The 17,424-nt window shown below is 71.4% G+C and carries 24 protein-coding genes and 3 pseudogenes; 24 read left to right on the forward strand and 3 right to left on the reverse strand.

Annotated features, from left to right (window positions below; translation table 11 throughout):
• The first annotated feature begins 42 nt into the window (after nt 1–42).
• The 4 genes from AB0J12_RS35330 to AB0J12_RS35345 all read left to right on the forward strand — a co-directional run bounded on the left by AB0J12_RS35330 (nt 43) and on the right by AB0J12_RS35345 (nt 4,749).
• Nucleotides 43–1,818 carry an ATP/GTP-binding protein gene (locus AB0J12_RS35330; protein WP_363268771.1) on the forward strand — a complete coding sequence of 592 codons (1,776 nt, stop codon included), beginning with the start codon at nt 43–45 and terminating at the stop codon, nt 1,816–1,818.
• A gap of 19 nt (nt 1,819–1,837) precedes the next feature.
• Complete coding sequence (locus tag AB0J12_RS35335; RefSeq protein WP_363268772.1) at nt 1,838–2,257, forward strand: conjugal transfer protein TraB; 420 nt, start codon at nt 1,838–1,840, stop codon at nt 2,255–2,257.
• Between the two features lie 78 nt (nt 2,258–2,335).
• Nucleotides 2,336–4,480 carry a chromosome segregation protein ParM gene (locus AB0J12_RS35340; RefSeq protein WP_363268774.1) on the forward strand — a complete coding sequence of 715 codons (2,145 nt, stop codon included), beginning with the start codon at nt 2,336–2,338 and terminating at the stop codon, nt 4,478–4,480.
• 80 nt (nt 4,481–4,560) lie between these two features.
• The gene (locus tag AB0J12_RS35345; protein WP_202279311.1) at nt 4,561–4,749 is read left to right on the forward strand and encodes a hypothetical protein; all 189 of its coding nucleotides are present in this window, start codon (nt 4,561–4,563) and stop codon (nt 4,747–4,749) included.
• Here AB0J12_RS35345 and AB0J12_RS35350 read toward each other — a convergent pair whose 3' ends face one another.
• Entirely contained in the window at nt 4,750–4,911 is a 162-nt protein-coding gene (locus tag AB0J12_RS35350) for a hypothetical protein (RefSeq protein ID WP_189594258.1), read from the reverse strand. It lies immediately after the preceding gene.
• A 155-nt stretch (nt 4,912–5,066) separates the two neighbouring features.
• On the opposite strand from AB0J12_RS35350, the gene AB0J12_RS35355 reads away from it, so the two are divergent.
• From AB0J12_RS35355 to AB0J12_RS35370, 4 genes are all read left to right on the forward strand, one after another.
• Nucleotides 5,067–5,612, forward strand: coding sequence for a hypothetical protein (locus tag AB0J12_RS35355; RefSeq protein ID WP_363268775.1), 546 nt, complete (start codon nt 5,067–5,069; stop codon nt 5,610–5,612).
• Between the two features lie 126 nt (nt 5,613–5,738).
• Complete coding sequence (locus tag AB0J12_RS35360) at nt 5,739–6,506, forward strand: hypothetical protein (protein WP_363268776.1); 768 nt, start codon at nt 5,739–5,741, stop codon at nt 6,504–6,506.
• Nucleotides 6,507–6,558: 52 nt separating this feature from the next.
• Complete coding sequence (locus AB0J12_RS35365) at nt 6,559–6,804, forward strand: hypothetical protein (protein ID WP_363268777.1); 246 nt, start codon at nt 6,559–6,561, stop codon at nt 6,802–6,804.
• Between the two features lie 109 nt (nt 6,805–6,913).
• On the forward strand, nt 6,914–7,153 hold the full coding sequence (locus AB0J12_RS35370; RefSeq protein ID WP_363268778.1) for a hypothetical protein: 240 nt from the start codon (nt 6,914–6,916) through the stop codon (nt 7,151–7,153).
• 340 nt (nt 7,154–7,493) lie between these two features.
• Here the strand turns inward: AB0J12_RS35370 and AB0J12_RS35375 are convergent, their stop codons facing one another.
• Complete coding sequence (locus AB0J12_RS35375; RefSeq protein WP_363268779.1) at nt 7,494–8,120, reverse strand: hypothetical protein; 627 nt, start codon at nt 8,118–8,120, stop codon at nt 7,494–7,496.
• A 937-nt stretch (nt 8,121–9,057) separates the two neighbouring features.
• Here AB0J12_RS35375 and AB0J12_RS35380 point away from each other — a divergent pair.
• The 5 genes and pseudogenes from AB0J12_RS35380 to AB0J12_RS35400 all read left to right on the forward strand — a co-directional run bounded on the left by AB0J12_RS35380 (nt 9,058) and on the right by AB0J12_RS35400 (nt 10,910).
• Nucleotides 9,058–9,564 (forward strand): hypothetical protein, encoded by a 507-nt coding sequence (locus AB0J12_RS35380; RefSeq protein ID WP_363268780.1) that lies wholly within the window; start codon nt 9,058–9,060, stop codon nt 9,562–9,564.
• Nucleotides 9,561–9,908, forward strand: a complete 348-nt coding sequence (locus AB0J12_RS35385) for a hypothetical protein (RefSeq protein ID WP_363268781.1) — start codon at nt 9,561–9,563, stop codon at nt 9,906–9,908. Before AB0J12_RS35380 ends, AB0J12_RS35385 begins: the two co-directional genes overlap by 4 nt.
• A 1-nt stretch (nt 9,909) precedes the next feature.
• Nucleotides 9,910–10,056 (forward strand): annotated as a pseudogene (locus AB0J12_RS35390) (pRL2-8); the annotation flags it as partial.
• 120 nt (nt 10,057–10,176) lie between these two features.
• Nucleotides 10,177–10,326 (forward strand): annotated as a pseudogene (locus AB0J12_RS35395) (AAA family ATPase); the annotation flags it as partial.
• A 194-nt stretch (nt 10,327–10,520) separates the two neighbouring features.
• Complete coding sequence (locus AB0J12_RS35400; protein ID WP_363268782.1) at nt 10,521–10,910, forward strand: hypothetical protein; 390 nt, start codon at nt 10,521–10,523, stop codon at nt 10,908–10,910.
• Between the two features lie 55 nt (nt 10,911–10,965).
• Here the strand turns inward: AB0J12_RS35400 and AB0J12_RS35405 are convergent, their stop codons facing one another.
• The gene (locus AB0J12_RS35405; protein WP_363268783.1) at nt 10,966–11,691 is read right to left on the reverse strand and encodes a dienelactone hydrolase family protein; all 726 of its coding nucleotides are present in this window, start codon (nt 11,689–11,691) and stop codon (nt 10,966–10,968) included.
• Between the two features lie 315 nt (nt 11,692–12,006).
• On the opposite strand from AB0J12_RS35405, the gene AB0J12_RS35410 reads away from it, so the two are divergent.
• The 11 genes and pseudogenes from AB0J12_RS35410 to AB0J12_RS35460 all read left to right on the forward strand — a co-directional run bounded on the left by AB0J12_RS35410 (nt 12,007) and on the right by AB0J12_RS35460 (nt 17,172).
• The gene (locus AB0J12_RS35410; RefSeq protein WP_363268784.1) at nt 12,007–12,207 is read left to right on the forward strand and encodes a hypothetical protein; all 201 of its coding nucleotides are present in this window, start codon (nt 12,007–12,009) and stop codon (nt 12,205–12,207) included.
• A 110-nt stretch (nt 12,208–12,317) separates the two neighbouring features.
• Nucleotides 12,318–12,604, forward strand: a pseudogene (locus AB0J12_RS35415) (hypothetical protein).
• Nucleotides 12,605–12,693: 89 nt separating this feature from the next.
• Nucleotides 12,694–13,371, forward strand: coding sequence for a GGDEF domain-containing protein (locus AB0J12_RS35420; RefSeq protein ID WP_363268785.1), 678 nt, complete (start codon nt 12,694–12,696; stop codon nt 13,369–13,371).
• Nucleotides 13,368–13,811, forward strand: a complete 444-nt coding sequence (locus tag AB0J12_RS35425) for a hypothetical protein (protein ID WP_363268786.1) — start codon at nt 13,368–13,370, stop codon at nt 13,809–13,811. The genes AB0J12_RS35420 and AB0J12_RS35425 overlap by 4 nt, the downstream gene beginning before the upstream one ends.
• Entirely contained in the window at nt 13,808–14,098 is a 291-nt protein-coding gene (locus tag AB0J12_RS35430; RefSeq protein ID WP_363268787.1) for a hypothetical protein, read from the forward strand. The genes AB0J12_RS35425 and AB0J12_RS35430 overlap by 4 nt, the downstream gene beginning before the upstream one ends.
• A gap of 20 nt (nt 14,099–14,118) precedes the next feature.
• Nucleotides 14,119–14,322 carry a hypothetical protein gene (locus AB0J12_RS35435; RefSeq protein ID WP_363268788.1) on the forward strand — a complete coding sequence of 68 codons (204 nt, stop codon included), beginning with the start codon at nt 14,119–14,121 and terminating at the stop codon, nt 14,320–14,322.
• Entirely contained in the window at nt 14,322–14,807 is a 486-nt protein-coding gene (locus AB0J12_RS35440) for a hypothetical protein (RefSeq protein ID WP_363268789.1), read from the forward strand. The genes AB0J12_RS35435 and AB0J12_RS35440 overlap by 1 nt, the downstream gene beginning before the upstream one ends.
• A 435-nt stretch (nt 14,808–15,242) precedes the next feature.
• Nucleotides 15,243–16,019, forward strand: coding sequence for a hypothetical protein (locus tag AB0J12_RS35445; protein ID WP_363268790.1), 777 nt, complete (start codon nt 15,243–15,245; stop codon nt 16,017–16,019).
• Nucleotides 16,020–16,427: 408 nt separating this feature from the next.
• Nucleotides 16,428–16,643 carry a hypothetical protein gene (locus tag AB0J12_RS35450; protein WP_363268791.1) on the forward strand — a complete coding sequence of 72 codons (216 nt, stop codon included), beginning with the start codon at nt 16,428–16,430 and terminating at the stop codon, nt 16,641–16,643.
• A gap of 30 nt (nt 16,644–16,673) precedes the next feature.
• On the forward strand, nt 16,674–16,928 hold the full coding sequence (locus AB0J12_RS35455; protein ID WP_363268792.1) for a hypothetical protein: 255 nt from the start codon (nt 16,674–16,676) through the stop codon (nt 16,926–16,928).
• A gap of 46 nt (nt 16,929–16,974) precedes the next feature.
• Nucleotides 16,975–17,172: a hypothetical protein gene (locus AB0J12_RS35460; protein ID WP_363268794.1), complete on the forward strand. Its 198-nt coding sequence runs from the start codon at nt 16,975–16,977 to the stop codon at nt 17,170–17,172.
• Nucleotides 17,173–17,424 lie beyond the last annotated feature (252 nt).

The raw sequence follows: 17,424 nt of genomic DNA on the forward strand, positions 1-17,424 counted from the left end.
AAGGCTGCGCTGCTGGAGGGGCGAACCGCGCAGGAAGTCGCGATGATGGAGCAGAACGGAAAGCTCCACGCCGCGATGATGAAAGCGAAGGGCGACAAGGCGGCGGCGCGCGGAAAGTCGGACGCCGACCGCGCGAAGTCGTCCGCTTCCGGCCTGGGGTCGGACAAGGGCCGTTCAAAGGCCGGCGGCGGGGGCGGGTCCTTGCGCGGCGGTGGTGGCAGCGGGCCGTCCCGCACCAACTCCGGCTCGGGAGCGAACCGGTCCGGGGCGTCGCGCGGCTCCAACTCCGGCGGCCCCGGCGGTCGTTCTGGCTCTGGATCGATCGGGGGCGGCGGAGGCGGCAAGGGCGGCGCGAAGGGCTCTCAGACGGGCTCTGGCGGCCGTGCAGCCGGTTCCGGGCGCAGCGGTTCGTCTGGGGGCTCGAAAGGCTCTCAGACGGGCTCTGGCGGCTCCGGCCGCGGCGGCTCGAAGGGTGACGGCGGCCGGACGCAGCAGGGTCCGGCGTCCGGCGCTCGTGCCGAGCGGGCCCGCGGCCGCCAGGAGCGGGCCGGGGTCCGGCAGGCCGGGCGGCAGGAGCGGCGCAGCGCCGGGCACGCCGCCGGCGTCGCGGACCGGTCCAGGGACCGCGACCAGGCCCGCGCCCAGCGGCAGCAGGCGTGGGAGGACCGCCGGGCCAAGAAGGCGGAGCGGGCGGAGGCACGGAAGGCGAAGCGGGAAGCCGCGGCGTCGGCCACGCCGGGCCGCACCACGTTGGGCCAGGCCGTGGGCGAGGAAGCCCAGCGCCGCTGGGACAAGCGCCGCGCCGACGCGGAGGCAACCAAGGCCGCGAAGGAGGCGAAGGCCGGCACCGAGAAGGTGAGCCTGTCCAAGGACAAGGACTCCAAGGACAAGGGCACCGACGGCAAGGGCGGAAAGACCGCCAAGGAAGGCTCCGACGGGGCCTCCAGCGCCGCGAAGGACGGCAAGGCGACCGATGAGCCGGGCAAGGAGCCCACGGCCGGTGACGGGGCGTCTGACGGCTCGAAGAAGCGGCGCCGGTTCCGTCGTCGGCGTACCGGAGCGGGCCGGACTGCACGCCGCGGACGCGCCCGCCGCACCGGACGCGACGGCCGGGCGGGACGCAGTCGTACGGGCCGGGCCGGTCGGCGCGGCCGTCCGGCGGACAGCCCGTTCGGCGAGGAGGACTCCACCCCGACGGTGGAGTGGCCCGAGCACGACACCCGCCCGCCCAAGCGCACCGCGAAGGGCGAGGACGACATCGTCGACGCGGACATCGTCCCCGACGCGCCCGCGGCCGTGACCACCGGCGTGAAGGGGCTGCCGCCCGCGCCGGAGAAGCACACCGAACGGCCCGGCACCAGCCGACCCACCAGCACGGAAGGGAGCAGCGTGAGCAGCTCGGAGGTCAGCAGGCCGTCCGGCGCGAGCGGCCTCGCCGCCCAGCACCGCACGGACATCACGTTCGACCAGTACCTGATGGAGATGGCGAACATCGCCATCAAGGCCGCCTCCGACCAGGAGCGCGCCGAAGCCCTGATGGAGGCCCTCGCCAAGGTCGCCGACGCCCTGCGGGAGATGGCCGCCGACCTGGTCGGCGACCACAACATCTCCACCGCGGTGACCGACCTGATCGCGGACCTGGCCGACTCCGCGGCCCGCATGAAGGCGCAGGCCGAACGGTGTGCCGAGCAGTGCGGCATCGCCAAGGAGGCCGCCAAGCTCGCGGCCGTGATGGTCGCCCGGATCTACGGCGAGGACATGGCCGCCAAGGAAGACGCCGGCCTCAAGCACGCGTCGGCCGCCGCCCACCACGACTGAGTACGGGAGGAACCCCGCGATGAGCAGCGACCTCGCACCCCGCAACGGCAGCGCGGCACCCGCCGTGGCCGATGACGACAACCGGTACAAGGCCGTCCAGGCCAAGCTGGACAAGCTCGGCCAGGCCATGGACGACGCCACCCTCGAACTCGAGGGACTGCGGCGCAGCATGCAGGCCAACGCCAAGCACACCGACGGCGTCGCCACCGACATCGAGAACGCCGACCTGGACCCGAAGTTCGTCGGCCTCACCGCCAACGTGGCCACCGCCCTGGACGGCGCCGCCCGGGAGGTGAGGACGCTGTCCGACACCGCCCAGGAGACCGCCGACCTCACCCACGAGACCCGGCGCACCCACGCCAAGCTCTACGGCGCGCTGGACGACATCCGCTCCAACCGGCGCGAGAAGACGCCCAGGCCGGGCTTCTTCAACCGCTGACCCCACTCCCCCACCCCGCCACGGGCGGCCCCGCAGCTTTCGCGGGGCCGCCCGTGCCCGTTCCCGAAGGAGAAGCCGGTGACCACGCCGCGCAGTGTCGCGCTCGAACGCCTCGCCTACACCCTCGCCGCGCCCGTGCTGGCCGTGGCCCCGAACCTCTACCCCGACAGCCCCGTCAACTCCGTCGTGCAGCTGGCCGGTGCCGCCGGGATCGGCGGCATCTTCCTCGCCGCCAAGGGCGACGAGACCGGCGCCGGACGCAAGATCCTGCGCTGGACCCCGCTGGTCCTGGCCGCCGCCGTCGACGTCGCCGCCGGGCACACCACCGGCTTCGGCCCGTACTGGCTGGACGGACTTCTCGCCGCCGGATGGGCAGCGGCCGGCTCCTTCGTGCTGCCGTTCTCCCGGCACACCCGCCGCCGTCACCGCCCCGCGCTCGCCGCCCCAGCCCCGCAGCCGGCGCCCGCCCAGGCCGCGGAGCCGACCGTGGCGCAACCGGACGACGGAGCCGACCAGCTCACCCGCGAGGCGCGGATGCTGTGGGAGCGCGCCGGGATGCCCGCCCGCACCCACGTCGTCAAGGCCACCCGGCACACCGCCATGCGGCACGACCTCACCCTGCTGCTGCGCGCCTCGGAGACCGGACGGCCGATCACCGGCCTCTCCCCCGAGATCGTCGGAGCCGCGTTCGGCGTGTCCGCAGCCGACGTCACCCTCGCGGACGTCGCCATCCAGCCCGGCCGCCAGGGCGGCCCCGGCTGGATGGAGGCCCTCATCACCCCGGAGGCCAACGCCCGGCGGCGCACCAAGCCGACCGACGCCGAACGCTGGGTGGACCGAGTGGCCGGCCCCAAGGGCGGCGCCCCCGGCTCCGAGCTGGTCCACAAGACCCGCGACAACGAGCGCGGAGTGACCTTCTACCGGGCGAAGATGAGCGACTCCACCGAGACCCCGCGCATCGACCTGCCCAAGGTCTGCCGTGCGCTGGACCTGCCCGAGGACGACTCCTGCGTGTTCGTCCTCATCGACGGCTCGGAGTTCCTGATCAGCGCGTTCGACACCCCGCCGCTCAGCGCGATCTTCCCCGCCACCCGCGAGCTGCTCACCCCGGACGCCAAGGGCATGTACGTGTGCGGGTTCACCATCACCGGACAGCCGGTGAAGACCATGGTGTACCAGCACGACAAGAACGCCCCGGCCCACGGCCTCACCCTCGGGGTGTCCCGCTCCGGCAAAACGCAGTTCTTCGCGATCAACATGGCCGCCCAGTCTCTGGACGGCCACGTGGTGTGGCTGTCCACCGTCCGCAAGGACGAGAAGACCACCGCGCTCGGCCGGTACATCGACCGTCAGGGCTCCAACGCGTTGTGGATGGCCCGTTCCCTGCGGGCGGCGAAGGCGCTGTGCGAGATCCGGGCGGAGATGCCCTGGCCGCACGACGGCCAGCCGCACGACTACAAGCCGGGCGACACGCGCTGCCCGTACCGGCAGCTCAACGTGTACGCGGATGAGTTCATGACCGCCGCCCAGGACTCGGACTTCGGCGAGTTCATCCAGAAGGACGGCGAGGACCTCACGGTCACCGGGCTGAAGTACGGCATCGGCTTCAACCCGGCCGGACAGAGCCCCTTCGCGCACAACGGGTTCTCCACGGAGATGAAGGACAACCTGCGGCAGAACAGCCGCCCGGTCATCTTCAACATGGGTTCGCCCGGCGCCACCCGCAAGGCGGCGGAGGGCACCATGGAAAACCCGTACGACGTGCCGACCATCCCGGCCCGCTACTCCCGCAGCGAAGGCTCCGCGATCGAGCGGGCCATGCGCGGCGAGGCCGACCCGGAGAACGGCGTCAGCACGGGCGGCGTCGCCGTCATCGTCCTCGACAACGGCCGCGCCGTCCTCATGCGGTCGCTGTACGCGGACTTCGACGCCGACCTCGCCGACCTGTTCCCCGACGAGGTCAACCGGCTCACCGACTACGAGGTCAGCGAGCTGGAGAAGCGCGGCCTGTGGTTCGACTGGAACGAGCCCGTGCGGCCCGGCGAGTTCTGGCCCGAGCCCGACGAGGACGACGAGGGCGAGGGCCGATCCCGCCGGCGCGGCGGCGGAGGCGGCGGCAAGGGCGCAGGCGGGCGCGGCTCCAAGAGCGGCAACCGCCGCTCCGAGCAGGTCGCCTCTCCCCGCCAGGCGCTGGAGGCCATCAAGAGCCTCACCGACGCCTGATCACACCCACCCATCCCCGGGGCCGGCCTGCCCGAGCGCGGCCGGCCCCACCGGACCCCTCGTGAAGGAGCACCATCACCGTGGCCCTGTCCATCTCCGCCGCCGTGCTGCTGGGCATCATCGTCTTCGTCCTGGTCAAGGGCGGCTACGTCCGCGTCGGCTCCGCGCTGGCCTGCACGTTGTTCGGCTTCACCCTCGCCGCGACCGGCCTGGCCCCGACCATCAACAGCGGCCTCGCCTCGCTCGCCGGGCTGATCTCCAGCCTCTGACTACGCCTCCGTCCACGGCGGGTCAGGGGTGTAGTTGAGCCCGTCGCAGAAACGGCAGTCCCACTCCGAGGGCACTTCCCACTTGTCGACCCAGAAGCCGACCTGCTTGCCCACGAAGTAGTTGTCCCCGCCGCACCACCCGCACTCGAAGACGAACTCCACTCCATCCCCTTCCCCGCGCCTGATGGTCCGAGGATGCCCGGGACACGGGTGCGTCGACACCCAAACGCCCACTCCACCCGCTACACAACGCCGAAGGGCGCCGCCGGAGACCACAGCCCGGCGGCGCCCTTCGGCGTCCGCTGCCTGGAGTCCCGATGTCCCATGCCTCGCTCTCCCCCGCCATAGACCACCCCGCCCCGACCACCCCGGCCGCGCCGCTGGCGGAACTGACCCTCGAGGAACGCCTCACTCTGGTGAACGCGGCGATGACCGCGCGCCTGGACGAAGCGGCCGTCGCCTACGAGGTCAACACCGCGCACATCCCCACCGAGGCCGTGGACCTGGGCGACGTCGTCACCGTCCCGCTGACCCCGACGCTCCAGCCGCCGCCGGAGTCCTACCCGACCCCGGTCGCCGCCATGCTGCAGCGCGCCCATCACCGGCTGCTCACCGGCGGCTGGTGCTCCGGCGCCCTGGTCGACGAGGACGGCGCCCGCTGCATGCTCGGAGCCATCCGAGCCGAGGCCCGCGGCGACAGAGGTCTGGAAGCCAGCGCCGCCTCCGTGCTCCTGGACGCGATCCGCCGCAAGTTCGGCGAGGTCGAGTCCGTGCCGTCCTTCAACGACGCCCACGGATCGGCCCGCGTCCCACTCCGCATGGTCGAGCAGGCCGCCAGCCTTGCCGACGCCCGCGGCCTGTAACCGCTCCGGGTCCCCTGCCTCGCGCCCGAACCTCGCCTGTCCGGGGGCCGGACGCGGGGGCAGGCCGACCGGCCGGACATCCACCACGCGCACCACCGGCTTCCCAGACGAAGGAGCGACTGCACCATGTCCCACAACGACAGGCAGATGAACGGTCAGCACCGCCCGAACAGCATCCTCGACCAGTTCGAACTGCCACCGGCCAAGAAGGGCAAGCAGCGCCTGGCGCGGCTGCGCACCGTGTGGCGGGAGTCCTGGGAGGAGGGCGGCTTCCTCCACCAGCGGTGGGAGGAGGTCTTCCAGGCCCGGCACGCCAGCTGGCACGAGGTCGCCGTCTGGATCAAGACGGCCGCGCTGTTCGGCGGACTCAGCCTCGTCGTGATGATGCTGGACGCCGCCGGCGACATCACCTCCGCCGCGCTCAAGGGCCTGTCCGACGTCCCGGCCACCAGCGCCAGCGACGGCAGCGGCCTGTGGGGCACGGTCGACCACCCCGTCCGCGTGTTCCTCGCCGACCAGGCCGCCCACCTCGCCGTCGCCCCCGCCGCCCTGTACGCGTTCTGGCAGCTGACCGGGCTGCTCGGGCTGGTCGGCGGGTTCTTCGGCAACGCCGGCGCCCGCATCGCCTGGACGCTGTGGGGCCTGGCAAGCCTCGCCATGATCTGGTCCGCCGCCCCGGCCGGGGGCTGCGCCGCCGCTACCGGGCTCGCCGCCCTCATGTGGGCACTGGCCAGCATCTTCGCCCTGCGCGGCCTGACCCTGCGGCCCATCGTCCACAACCACCCGCCGCAGTACCAGTTCAGCCCCGCGCCCCACCTGCACGCCACGATCCCCGCCCCCACCCCGGCAGGCGACGACTACGGCCCCGACAACGTCCACCCGCTCCAGCGCTGACCCCCCACTCGCACTGTCCGGCACCGCCACCGGGCACCGATGAAGACGCAGCTTGAGCAGACCGAGTTCTGGCGGCACCTCCCACGGGAGCCACGACGGCCTCCCCGCCAAGGTCACTGCGACCCGCGACGGCACTCGCCCCGAGCCGTACGCCTGGACGGGCACCTGCGGCGCGTCCCGCTCCTTCCCCACCGAGCCCGACGTGTTCCCCACCGCCTGGCGGCACACCCACCCAACCCGCTTCGACCGGCTGCGGACGCGGGCCGCCCGCCTGCTCACCGACCGCACCGCCCGCTGACCTGACGCTCTGCCTGGCCCTCGCCCGCCCCGCACCCGGAACTGGTGAGGACCGGACAGGCCGCCCGGCCGCACGCACCACCCCGCCCACGAGAGAAGGAGACCCCGTCTTGGCGAAAGCCCCGACCGTCATAGGAGTGCTCACCGAGCCCCCGGCTCTGACCTGGTGGAAGGTCAACCGCCACAAGGTCTTCGGCGTCACCGGGCTGCTGATCGGCTACGTGGTCGGCACCCACCTCCACGGCGCCCCCGAGCAACAGCCGGACACACCCCGGCCGGGCCACACCACGCCCGCACCGACCACGCCCGGTGAGCACGCCACGCGCACGGCCCACGGCCTCGCGGCATAACCCAGCAGCACCACCCGCTGCGCCCCGCCGACACCAGCGCGACGTCGGCGGGGCGCAGCGCTGTCCACCGACGACTGGAGGAACTGCTCGTGCTCGTCCCCCGCCCCCGCTGCCGGATCGGCCGGCCCCGCCCGCAGCGCCCCGGCCCTCGCTACCCGCACCGCCCCGACACGGCTGCCCGGCACCCGGAGTAGGTGATGGCCGGCCAGGACCAGGACCGGGACCTGGTGGACACCCGTACGACCCCGGCGACGGATCCTTACCGGTCTTCCGGTGGAACCAGGCCGGGCAAGCGAACCTCGCGACCCGCCGCCATGCGAACTACCGCGCCGCTCCACCGTTACGGAGTCTCGTCGGTGCACTCTTCTGAGGGCAGACTGCTCCGCTTCGGCTGCCCTTCGTAAATCCCTTGCGCGTAGCCGCCTGGAAGATCCCAGGTCCCGCCGTCGGTGAGCCCCTCCCCGCGGGTCCACAACAGACCATCACGGTCGTAGAAAACGGCAGCAACGTCGGCAATGTTCTCGTAGGCGAGACGTCCGTAGCCGTGACTCTTGTACCAGCTCATGTCGTTGGTGACGTACTGCTGCACCTTGGCTGGGTGGCCTCGCGTCGATGCCCACAGAGCTCGCGAAGTCAGCGTGAGTTGTGAGCATGGCGACATCGTTTGTGCCGAGATATCGAAGGCGGTACGTACTGCTTCCTTGCCGACTCTCCCCTTCACGAGGAAGCGGACCTCGGTGTCACTGATGGCATCACGGGACCTATTGAGTACGTGAATGGCTATGTCATCATTTGTGTCATTCTCTGCCCATACCGAGATAAGTCGCGCCTGGGACTTCTTCGCTCGTTCCGCCGCTTCCCTTGACTGCTGCAGCTGGTCCCGCGCCACTTCGGCGCTGAAGTAGGTGGCGACGCCAGTGAACATAAGGGTGCCGATAGCGGCGACAGCGCCGGCAATCGTGCCCACCTGAGACCACGGCACGCGGCGCCACCAACTGCGACGCGGTGCTGAGGTATCCGGCTCCGGCTCTGGGTCTGGCTGGGCCCCCGTCTGAGGCTGAGGCTCCCGCTGGTCAGGCTCCGGCTGTGGTTCGGGAGGCCCCTGCCGGACCTGTCCGCGTACCCGAATTTGGGCTGTGCGCTGCCTAGCAAGCCGTAACCGGATCTGCCGCTGTGGTTCGTTAACCACACACGCCCCCCTCACTGCATCAACAACGAGACACGTTCGCACAACCCCACAACGTCCTGACAGCCCACTCGTGGGCCATCACCAACACGCAGGTGACCGCCCTGGCCGTCACCGCGCAGCGGGCTCACCTGCATGGGCGGGCAGCCGCGTGTGGCCTGCAGACTCGGAGGAGACGAGTTCGCTGTCACGGCCCGGATCGCACCGGCCCGCCGCGAACTCCGGCTCGCGCAACCGGTCACTCTGCTCGCGCAGCCCATGGCGCCCTGGTCGAGGTCGCCGCGTCGGTCGGCACCGCCTCCCCCGACGTCCTCGGCACGACGGACCTGGCCCTGCTACAGGGGGCCGCCGACGCCGCGATGCACGCGGGCAAGCACACCGGCCGCGCCGCGCTCGCCGACCGCTCCCAAGCCACCGTGCCGTCTATCAACGCCCGGCACGCCGGGCGGCCCGGCACCCACAGCTTCGTAGCCGCCGCGCGAAGTCGCCGACGCTCTACGCCCCGGACTCCGAGATGGAGACGTGCGGCTGCTGAGCGAACCGGGCGAGCTGCGCGTCCGGCTCATGTCCGTCCCGGCCTGGCCGGACGAATCCCCGTTCTGAACGACCCGACCCCGGGCCGGTGTGGCCGGGGTCGGGACCGCCGGGTGGCCGCGCAACGGCAAAGGGCCGGCCACCCCGCTCCCTCACCCGAATTCGAGATCAGGAGACCTCCAGCATGCACCGTCCCGCCGTCTTCGCCGCCCTGCTCGGACTGACCCGCGCCGCCAGCGCGATCGGCGACTTCTGGGTCCAGAACGACTTCTGCGCCCGCGTGAAGGGCGCCTCCGACGACGCCCCGGTGACCTACGAGGACCCGGCCACCAAGGTGAAGACCACCCACGGCACCGCCGACGGCCGCAAGGCGTGCCTGCACCACTGCCTCACCTACACCGCCACCCAGGCGGTCGTCGCCGGGCTCGGGGCCCGCGCGCTGGGCATCCGAGTCCACCCCGGAGCAGCTACGGCCGCGCTCGCCCTGTCCTTCGGCACGCACTACATCGCGGACCGCCGCGTGCCCGGCCACGGCGTCCTGGAGAAGCTCGCCGACAAGACCGGCAAGACCAACTTCTACAAGCTGGCCGACTTCGGCATGAACGGCGCCTTCCACCTCGACAACTCCTGGCACCACGGCTGGGAGACCGTCGCCGCGCTCATCGCCACGACCAAGGCCACCACCCGATGACCGGTCCGCGCCGTACGCGCATCGAACGCGTCGGCGCCGCAGCCGGGATCGTCTCGCTAGCCTTCCAGCAGATCGAGGACGACCTCCGTGCCGACGACGTCGACCAGGAGGAGCTCGCCGCGATCGTGCGCGAACTCATCGAGGACACCGACCCGCCCGGCGGCTTCCTCGCGACCCTGGCGCAGCTGCTCACCGCCGTCGTGCGCCGTGCCGAGCAGATCGAGCCCGACCGCGATGGCGACGCCTCCTGCCCGCTGCAGGAGGCCGCCGCCCTGGTCACCGACGACGCAGGGCAGCGCCTGATCTGGTCTGCCCGCGCCCATCACTCGGAAGGAGCCAGCTGAGATGGCGAGCGCGAAGGCGACGAACCCGCCCCGGTGGCTGTGCACGCAGTGCTGGTTCCACGCGTACGCCAGCCGCGAGGCCCACGCCGGGCTCGGTCCGCGCGAGGACTGCCCGCAGTGCGTGGACCACATGAAGAACGGACGGCCACCCCGCCCACATGATCGTCCGCTGACGGCGCTGCGCGAAGCCGCCGTCCTGCTCACCCCCCACGCCGGGCAGCGCCCTATCCAAGCTGCCCGGCACCTCTGACGCCCAAGGAGAATCCGCATGACCGAGCTGATCTACCCGGAGATGCCCGAGCACAGCCTGGTGGTCCTCATCGGCCCGTCCGGCGCCGGGAAGTCCACGATCGCGCGCACCTGGCCCGCCTCCCAGGTCCTGTCCCTGGACGCGCTGCGCGAGGTCGTCAGCGACGACTTCTCTGTCAAGTTCAACGTGTTGAAGTTAAGTAGTCCGCTTGGCCGCTCAGCCGATGACCGGGCTGCGGCGTTCGACCAGGACCACGTCGCGCCACTGGTCGAATGCGCTCGCGCGTACCGATGACCCGGAACCCGGAACCCTCGTTCTCGTCTCCGCAGGCACCCCTTGGACCGCACCATCAGGAGGAACCAGTGTCATACCCGCAACTGCTCACCCCCGAGGAGAAGCTCGCCGCCGCGAAGAAGCTGTTGAGCCTCCCGCATATCGTCGTGATCTGCGGCTCCACCCGCTTCATGACCGAGATGAACGAGGCCGATCTGCTGGAGACCAAAGCCGGAAAGATTGTCGTCAAACCGGGCATTGACATGAAGTCGCCGCACGACCTTTGGTCCGATCCTGTCGAGGCCGAGGCGCTGAAGGCTCGACTCGACGGTCTGCACCGGGCGAAGATCCGGCTCGCTGATGAGGTGCTCGTAGTCGGCGACTACATCGGAGACAGCACCCGAGCCGAAATCGCCTACGCCCGGTCGCTGGGCAAGCCCGTGCGGTTTACGCACCCCGAAGTCGACCCTGACGCCTGACCGCCCGCTGCCACCGGCGGTGGGTGGCCGAGCGGAATCGCAGTTGCCGACCAGATCACTCCGTCATGGGCAGGCACTCGGCGAGCAGGTTGACGACGTCACGCCAAGCTCGCTGCGCGTGCCGGGGGTGGTAGCCGACGCCGGGGCGCACGGTGTGGTCGACCGGTGGGTGGTGGAAGGCGTGCAAGGCGCCGCCGTAGACCACGAGGCGCCAGTCGACGCCTGCGGCCTGCATCTCGGCGGTGAATGCTTCCCGTTGCGCGGGCGGCATGATCGGGTCTTCCGACCCGACCCCGGCCCACACTGGGCAGCGGATGCGCGCCGTCTCGCCCGGTCGGCCCGTGGTCAGTGCGTTGACTGTCCCGATCGCGCGTAGGTTGACGCCGTCGCGCCCGAGTTCCAGCGCGATTGCGCCCCCGGTGCCGTAGCCGACGGCGGCGATCTGGTCGGGGTCGGTCCGCGGTTCGGCGCGGAGCACGTCGAGCGCCGCGTGGCCGATGCCTCGCATCCGGTCGGGGTCGGCGAGCAGCGGCATGCAACGGGCCAGCATCTCCTCGGGGTCGCCCAAGTAGCGCCCTCCGTGGAGGTCGAAGGCCAGCGCCACGTATCCCAGCTCGGCGAGCGCATCGGCCCGGCGGCGCTCGACGTCGCTGAGCCCCACCCCCTCGGGCCCGACCAGGACCGCGGGCCGGCGGCCGGAACCGGCCGGGAGCGCGAGGTGCCCGATCATCGTCAGGCCGTCGGCCGCGTATTCGACCGTGCGCGTTGTAACCGTCGTCATGAGCCTGGACTGTAGTGATCGCCGAGCCCGGTGGGGCCGGTGTTCTGCCGCTGGCAGAAGACACGTCTCTGGCGTATTCCGGAACCACCCCGTCAGCTGTTCAGCTGAGCCATCAAGTCCCGGTTCGCGGCGCGTGCGGCGGAGACGTCCTCGTCGCGCTCGGCGAGTTCGGAGCGGAGGCCGAGGATCCACTGCTCCAGCTCGCCGATCCGGCGGGTGCCCCGACGACGTCAACCAGGAGGCCGACGACCACGACCTGGACGACGGCCCCGAGGGCCACGCGGACCTGGAAGCGCAGTACGCGGACGCGGTCGCGTGAACCGCGCCGCCGACGGCCCCCACCCCCACCCGCTCACCCCGGCCGAACTCCCGGCCAGGGATGAGTGGTGGCACGGCTGCCGGGACTGCCACCTGCCGATCCAGGGCGGGGCCGCCGGCCTCGCCGCGCGCCGGCGCACCGTCCACACCAGCGCCGGTGACCATCGGCGCCTGATCACGATCCACCTGGAGTTCTGACCCGCCCTCACCGGCGTGACGGACGCTCCGTGCCGCCCCGGCCCTTCGACGGAAGCCGGGGCGGTCGCGGTGGTCCCTCACCACCGAGTACACGAGAGGAGCTGGACGTCATGCACCTGCGCATTTACGAGGTCGGCGTCCCGATACACGACAGCACCGACCCCGGCCGGCGCGGTTGCACGTCTTCACCGGCGTCGCCGACTCCCCGGCCGCGGCCCTGCGCCGCGCGCATGAGCTCGCCGCGCACACGGCCGGACTCGAGATCCCCGGCAAGCAGCCGGACAGATGGGGAGCGCGCGGGCTTCGGCCCGGCTGACAGATGGAGTGGCCCGCCGCGAAGGCCGGCCTCTGGCACAACCCCGTCAGCTGGACCAGCCGCAGCGACTTCGCGCTGTAGATCCGCCCCGGGACAGGCGAACGGCGGACAACCAAACCGCCTGCCCCGGGCCCATCCATCCCGTACGAGACGAGACGGAGAACCCAAGTATGTCGTCCTTCCTGCGCGTTCAGGGCCGGTTCGGCCAGCGCACCCTCTTACTGACGACCGCTGCCGTGCCATTGACCGGCTGGGCAGTCCACGCGGTCGCCCTGCACAAGCAGCTCGCCGCCACCCGCAAGGATCCGCTGACCGGCCTGCTGCGCCGCGACGCCTACACCGCCCGCGCCCGCCGGCTCCTGGCCCGCCACGGCGACGACACGGCTGTGGTCCTGGTCGACCAGGACCACTTCAAGGCGGTGAACGACACGATGGGCCACCCGGCCGGGGACGCCGTTCTGGCCGCCACCGCCGCCCGGCTCACCGCGTGGACGGGCCCGCATGCCGCCGTTGGCCGCCTCGGAGGCGATGAGTTCGCCGTCGTCCTGGCGCTGCCCGCCGACCGCCTGGAGGAGCGCCTCGCGCAGCTGGTCCGCGTGCTCCACATCCCGGTCGTCCTGGATGACGGCCGCACCGTCGACGTCGCCGCCTCGGTCGGCGCCGCGACCCCGCACGCGGTCGGCTCCCGCGACCTGACCGTGCTGCAGCGGGCCGCGGACGCAGCGCTGTACGACGGCAAGCACTCGGGCCGCGCCGCGGTCGCCTCGCCCGCGCACGCCACCGTGCCGTCCATCAACGGCCGCCGCGCCGGGCGCCCGGGAACAGCCGTATGGGGGCGGGCAGCATGAGCACCGCGACTCTCCCGCAGGGCGACTGGATCCGTGGCATCAGCGTCCAGCAGCCGCACGCCACCTGCATCCTGACCGGCGCCAAGGGCATCGAAAACCGTCCCAAGCCCTGGAGCTGGCGCGGCTGGATGCTCCTGCACGCGGGCCAGCGGATCGACAGGCCCGCCCTGCGCGTCCCGCTGATCGCCCGCACGATCCGTGGCCGCGAGCTGACCACCGGAGCCGTGATCGGCGTGGTCCGCCTGGTCGACTGCCACCAGGACCCCGAGGGCTCCGAGCCCTGCACGTCGTGGGCGCAGGCCGGCACCTGGCACCTGGTCATCGAGGACGTCCAGGAGCTGCCGCTGCCGGTCCCCGCCGCCGGGCAGCTCGGGCCTTGGAAGCCGACGCCGGAGCTGCTGGACCGCGTGTTCCAGCAGCTGCCCGCCTTCCGGCCGTGACCGGCGCGGAACGCACGAAACAGAAGCCGCCGTTCGAGCCGGGCCTGATCCGGGCTCCCGGTGAACTTCTCGTCTGGCGCGACGGCCAGCACTTCGACCGCTGGCAGGCCCTCCCCTGCACGCTGTGCGGCCAGCCCACGCCCATGCGCTCCCGCTCCGGCGAGCCCGTGCACAAGGCATGCGCCGAGGACTGGATCACCGCCAACCCCGTTGAGGCCCGCCTCGGGCGGTTCGCCTCCGACCTCATGCCGAAGCCCAAGTCCAAGGGCCAAGGCGACCACTCCTGACCTCCACCTGGAGGACCTCCATGAGTAGCACCGACCGCGACGTCGACCACGCCCTCGCCTACCCCGAGCCGCCGGCCTCCCCGCTCTGGCACGGCCACGGCGCAAAAGCCCGGCCACTCACGGCCGCCCAGCAGCGGCGCAACCGCGAGCTGCTGGACATCGCCCAGCGCACCACCCGACCCCGCTCTCCCCGTCTCACCGAGACCCTGGCGGAGGCCAGCTGATGGACACCAAGCACTGCGCCGTCGACGGCTGGGTCGACGCGATACCCGCCCGCGGCCCGCGCATCGGGACCGCCACCTTCGACCTGATCGTCCGCCCTGCCGACATCGAGGCGCTCGCCGACGACGCCCTCGACACGGTCGTCACCTGCACCAGCGCAGACCCCCGGATCACTCACGAGCTGCTGAACGGCATACAGCCTGGCGACCTGCTGCGCGTCACCGGCACCCTGGTTCAGCCGCTGGCGCCCGGTGAGCCCGCCCGGCTCACCGTCGATGCCCTGGAGGTACTGGACACCGCACTGGTGCCAGTTCTGCGGGACATGGTGATGGACCGCTGCGGCGACTACTGCGTCATCTTCGACGCGGACCGCGACCAGGTCCCCGTCTTCACCGCGCTCGGGCAGTGGGTCGGCCTGGCGGACAACCCCGACGCCATCGCCACCCTCATCGACGTCCACGAGCGTGTGAACGGCGGTGACGCCTGATGGACGTCCTCACCGACGTCCCGAGCACCACTCCCCCAGGCACGAGCCCCCGAGCCGCCGCCCGCCGCGCCCCCGGCGCCGGCGACGGACGACGCCGTCGTCGGGCTGCGGACAGCCCAGCAGGAGCACCTGCCGCAGCTCACGCTCGCCACGCTGCGCTGGGCTCGCGCCAACGACCCGGACGTCCCGCCCTCCGTCGACAAGCGCGGCGCCCAACTCCCCTACCGCGTCGGCGACCTCAAGCGTGGGGCACGCAGCCGGCCCCCGCGCCACTGTCGGCACCACCGACCCGTCGTGAGTCGAAAAGTTCTTACGTCAGCGGTAGTTGGCGTATCGCGCAGGCCGTAGGGGCATACCGGGCATGACGCATGAGGCCACAACGGCTGAGGGAGAGGTACAGGGATGGCAGCTGGGCGGCGACGCAAGGTGGGCGCGGTGCGGCAGATCGGCGGACGGATCGCCCCGGAACACCGCAACGGCGTCATGAGCCAGGTTGTCGCCTCCCGGTTTCCGTGCCCGGTCTGCGGATCGGGCAAGCTCCGAGTCACCACCAACGGCCAGGAGTGCGAGGAATGCCGCCGGACACGGGAGCAGCGGCGCAAACGGCGCACCGTACTCAGGAGAACAGCGGTGGAGCGGCCCGTGACATGGCTGATCAAGGAACGCGGTCGGGAGGCCGGCCTGATGCTCTCGCGCTACTCCGCCTGGCAGGCCCTCGGCTCCAACCCGCTGCTGCGGGGGCGCAAAACCCTGGACCGGCTACGTATGCACCTGGATGCGGTGCACGTCCTGGACATGGAGCTCAAGCGCCACTACACCGCAGGAGCTTCTGCCAGCCTGGTGGGGATCACTGACCGGCAAGCAGCTGCGTTCCGCCGGCGGCTGTTCGCCGACCTCGCTTCCGGACGCCGCAGCATCAATGAGCTGCAGCAGCCTCATGACCGCCTGGGAGACCAACAGGCGCTGATCGATGCCACCCATGCCTTCGCCATCTTCAGCGCCCAGTACGGACACCGTGTCGCCGCGGCCGCCTTCGAGTACGCGCGGGTGCCGGTGAGCCTGTCCTGGCGGGCGGCCGGAGCCCACCTGCCCGCTCTTGTCCAGGCCACGGGACTGGTCGCTGCCACGTTGTCCGCATCGCCCGACCACGTGGAAGAGATCACCCGTATCGACTCGGCAGTGGAAGCCGCTGCTGCGCGGCCGCGCGGATAGCGTCTCGCCGGCCGGGCGGACCGAAGCGTCCTGACCCGTTTCACAGGCGGGTTGGACCGGCATACCCTGCGTAGATGGCGAAGGAGTCTCGTGAGGCCAAGCGGGCTCGGAAGGCTGCGGCGAAAGCAGCCGCGCGGGCCCGTGCCGTTCGCATCGTCGCCGGCGAGATCCCTGACTACCTGCAGCAGCCAAACACGGCTGGCCGGGAGCCTCGCCCGCCCAAGCCGCAGCACAAGGTGGTCCAGGCCCCGCCCGAGCGGCCTGCCCGGGCGCTCATCCCTCCCTCGAACACCGAGCTGCGGCCCCGTGAGCGAGAGCACTTCGCGGACAACGCACAGCCGGTCTGGGTCAGAGAGGAACGCCATGCCTAAGATGACTAGCGGCCCGGCCCGGCCGTGGCACCCGGGGATGACCACAGCCTCGAAAGAGGACATCCAGCACATGAGGCCGAAACAGCGGAACAAGTACCGCCGCCTCGGCTTCACCTGGTCAGAGATCAAGAAGATCGATCGCGCTGTCGGCCGCGGGGAGAGCACCCTCACCCTCAAGACCACTGCTGGCGAAGTGACGCTCACCCTTCCTCCGGCCCCGGACAGGCCGCAGGCTCAGAGAGATCAGCCGTGACCTCGGAGAATCCCTGTCTACGTCTTCTCGTTGGGCCCGGCATCACGACGTACGACGCGGCTCCGCGCCGCGCCCCGAAAGGCAGAGGGCGCCATCCCGCTCACTGTTCGCTTCGACCCGAGCGAGTCCCTGGAGATTGACCGGTGGATCCTGGGGCTGCGGACTCAGACCGGCATCGGCTGGGACAAGGCCGAAGTGGTGCGTGAATTGCTGCGCATGGCCGGCACGCCCGACAGCATCCTGCGCGACGCGCTGACCGCCCGCGCCCGAAGGGCCGACGCCTGACAGCCCGCGATGCGCAGAAGTAGCCGCGTGGCCCGACAGCACCGCGATGTCCGCGATCGCCGGTTCCATCGGGCGTCAGCTCCAGATGACCCACCGCACCGTCAAGAGCCTCGCCGACGCTGCGAAGCCGGAACACCTCTTTCGCGGCCAATGGCAGCACTACAGGACCTCCGTCCTCGACGAGTACAAGCCCTACCTGGACGAACGCTGGGACGAGGGCTGCACCAACGCCTGGAAGCTCTAGGAGGAGATCGTTCCCTTGGGCTATCAAGGCAGCTACGGCCGGGTCAGCGCCTACCTGCGAGAGAAGCGAACCTCGCCACGGTCGGTGATCGCGCAGCCGCCGGCACCCCGCGTGGTGACGAGATGGATCCTCAGCCGACCCGAGACGCTGACCGAGATCGAACCGATCCGGCTCAAGGCCGTCCTGGCCAACTGTCCCGAACTCGATGCCCTGACCGGTCACGTCCGGTCCTTCGCTCACATGCTCACCGAG

It is taken from the genome of Streptomyces sp. NPDC049915 (genome assembly GCF_040656475.1).
In the GTDB taxonomy this organism is placed as follows: Bacteria; Actinomycetota; Actinomycetes; order Streptomycetales; family Streptomycetaceae; genus Streptomyces.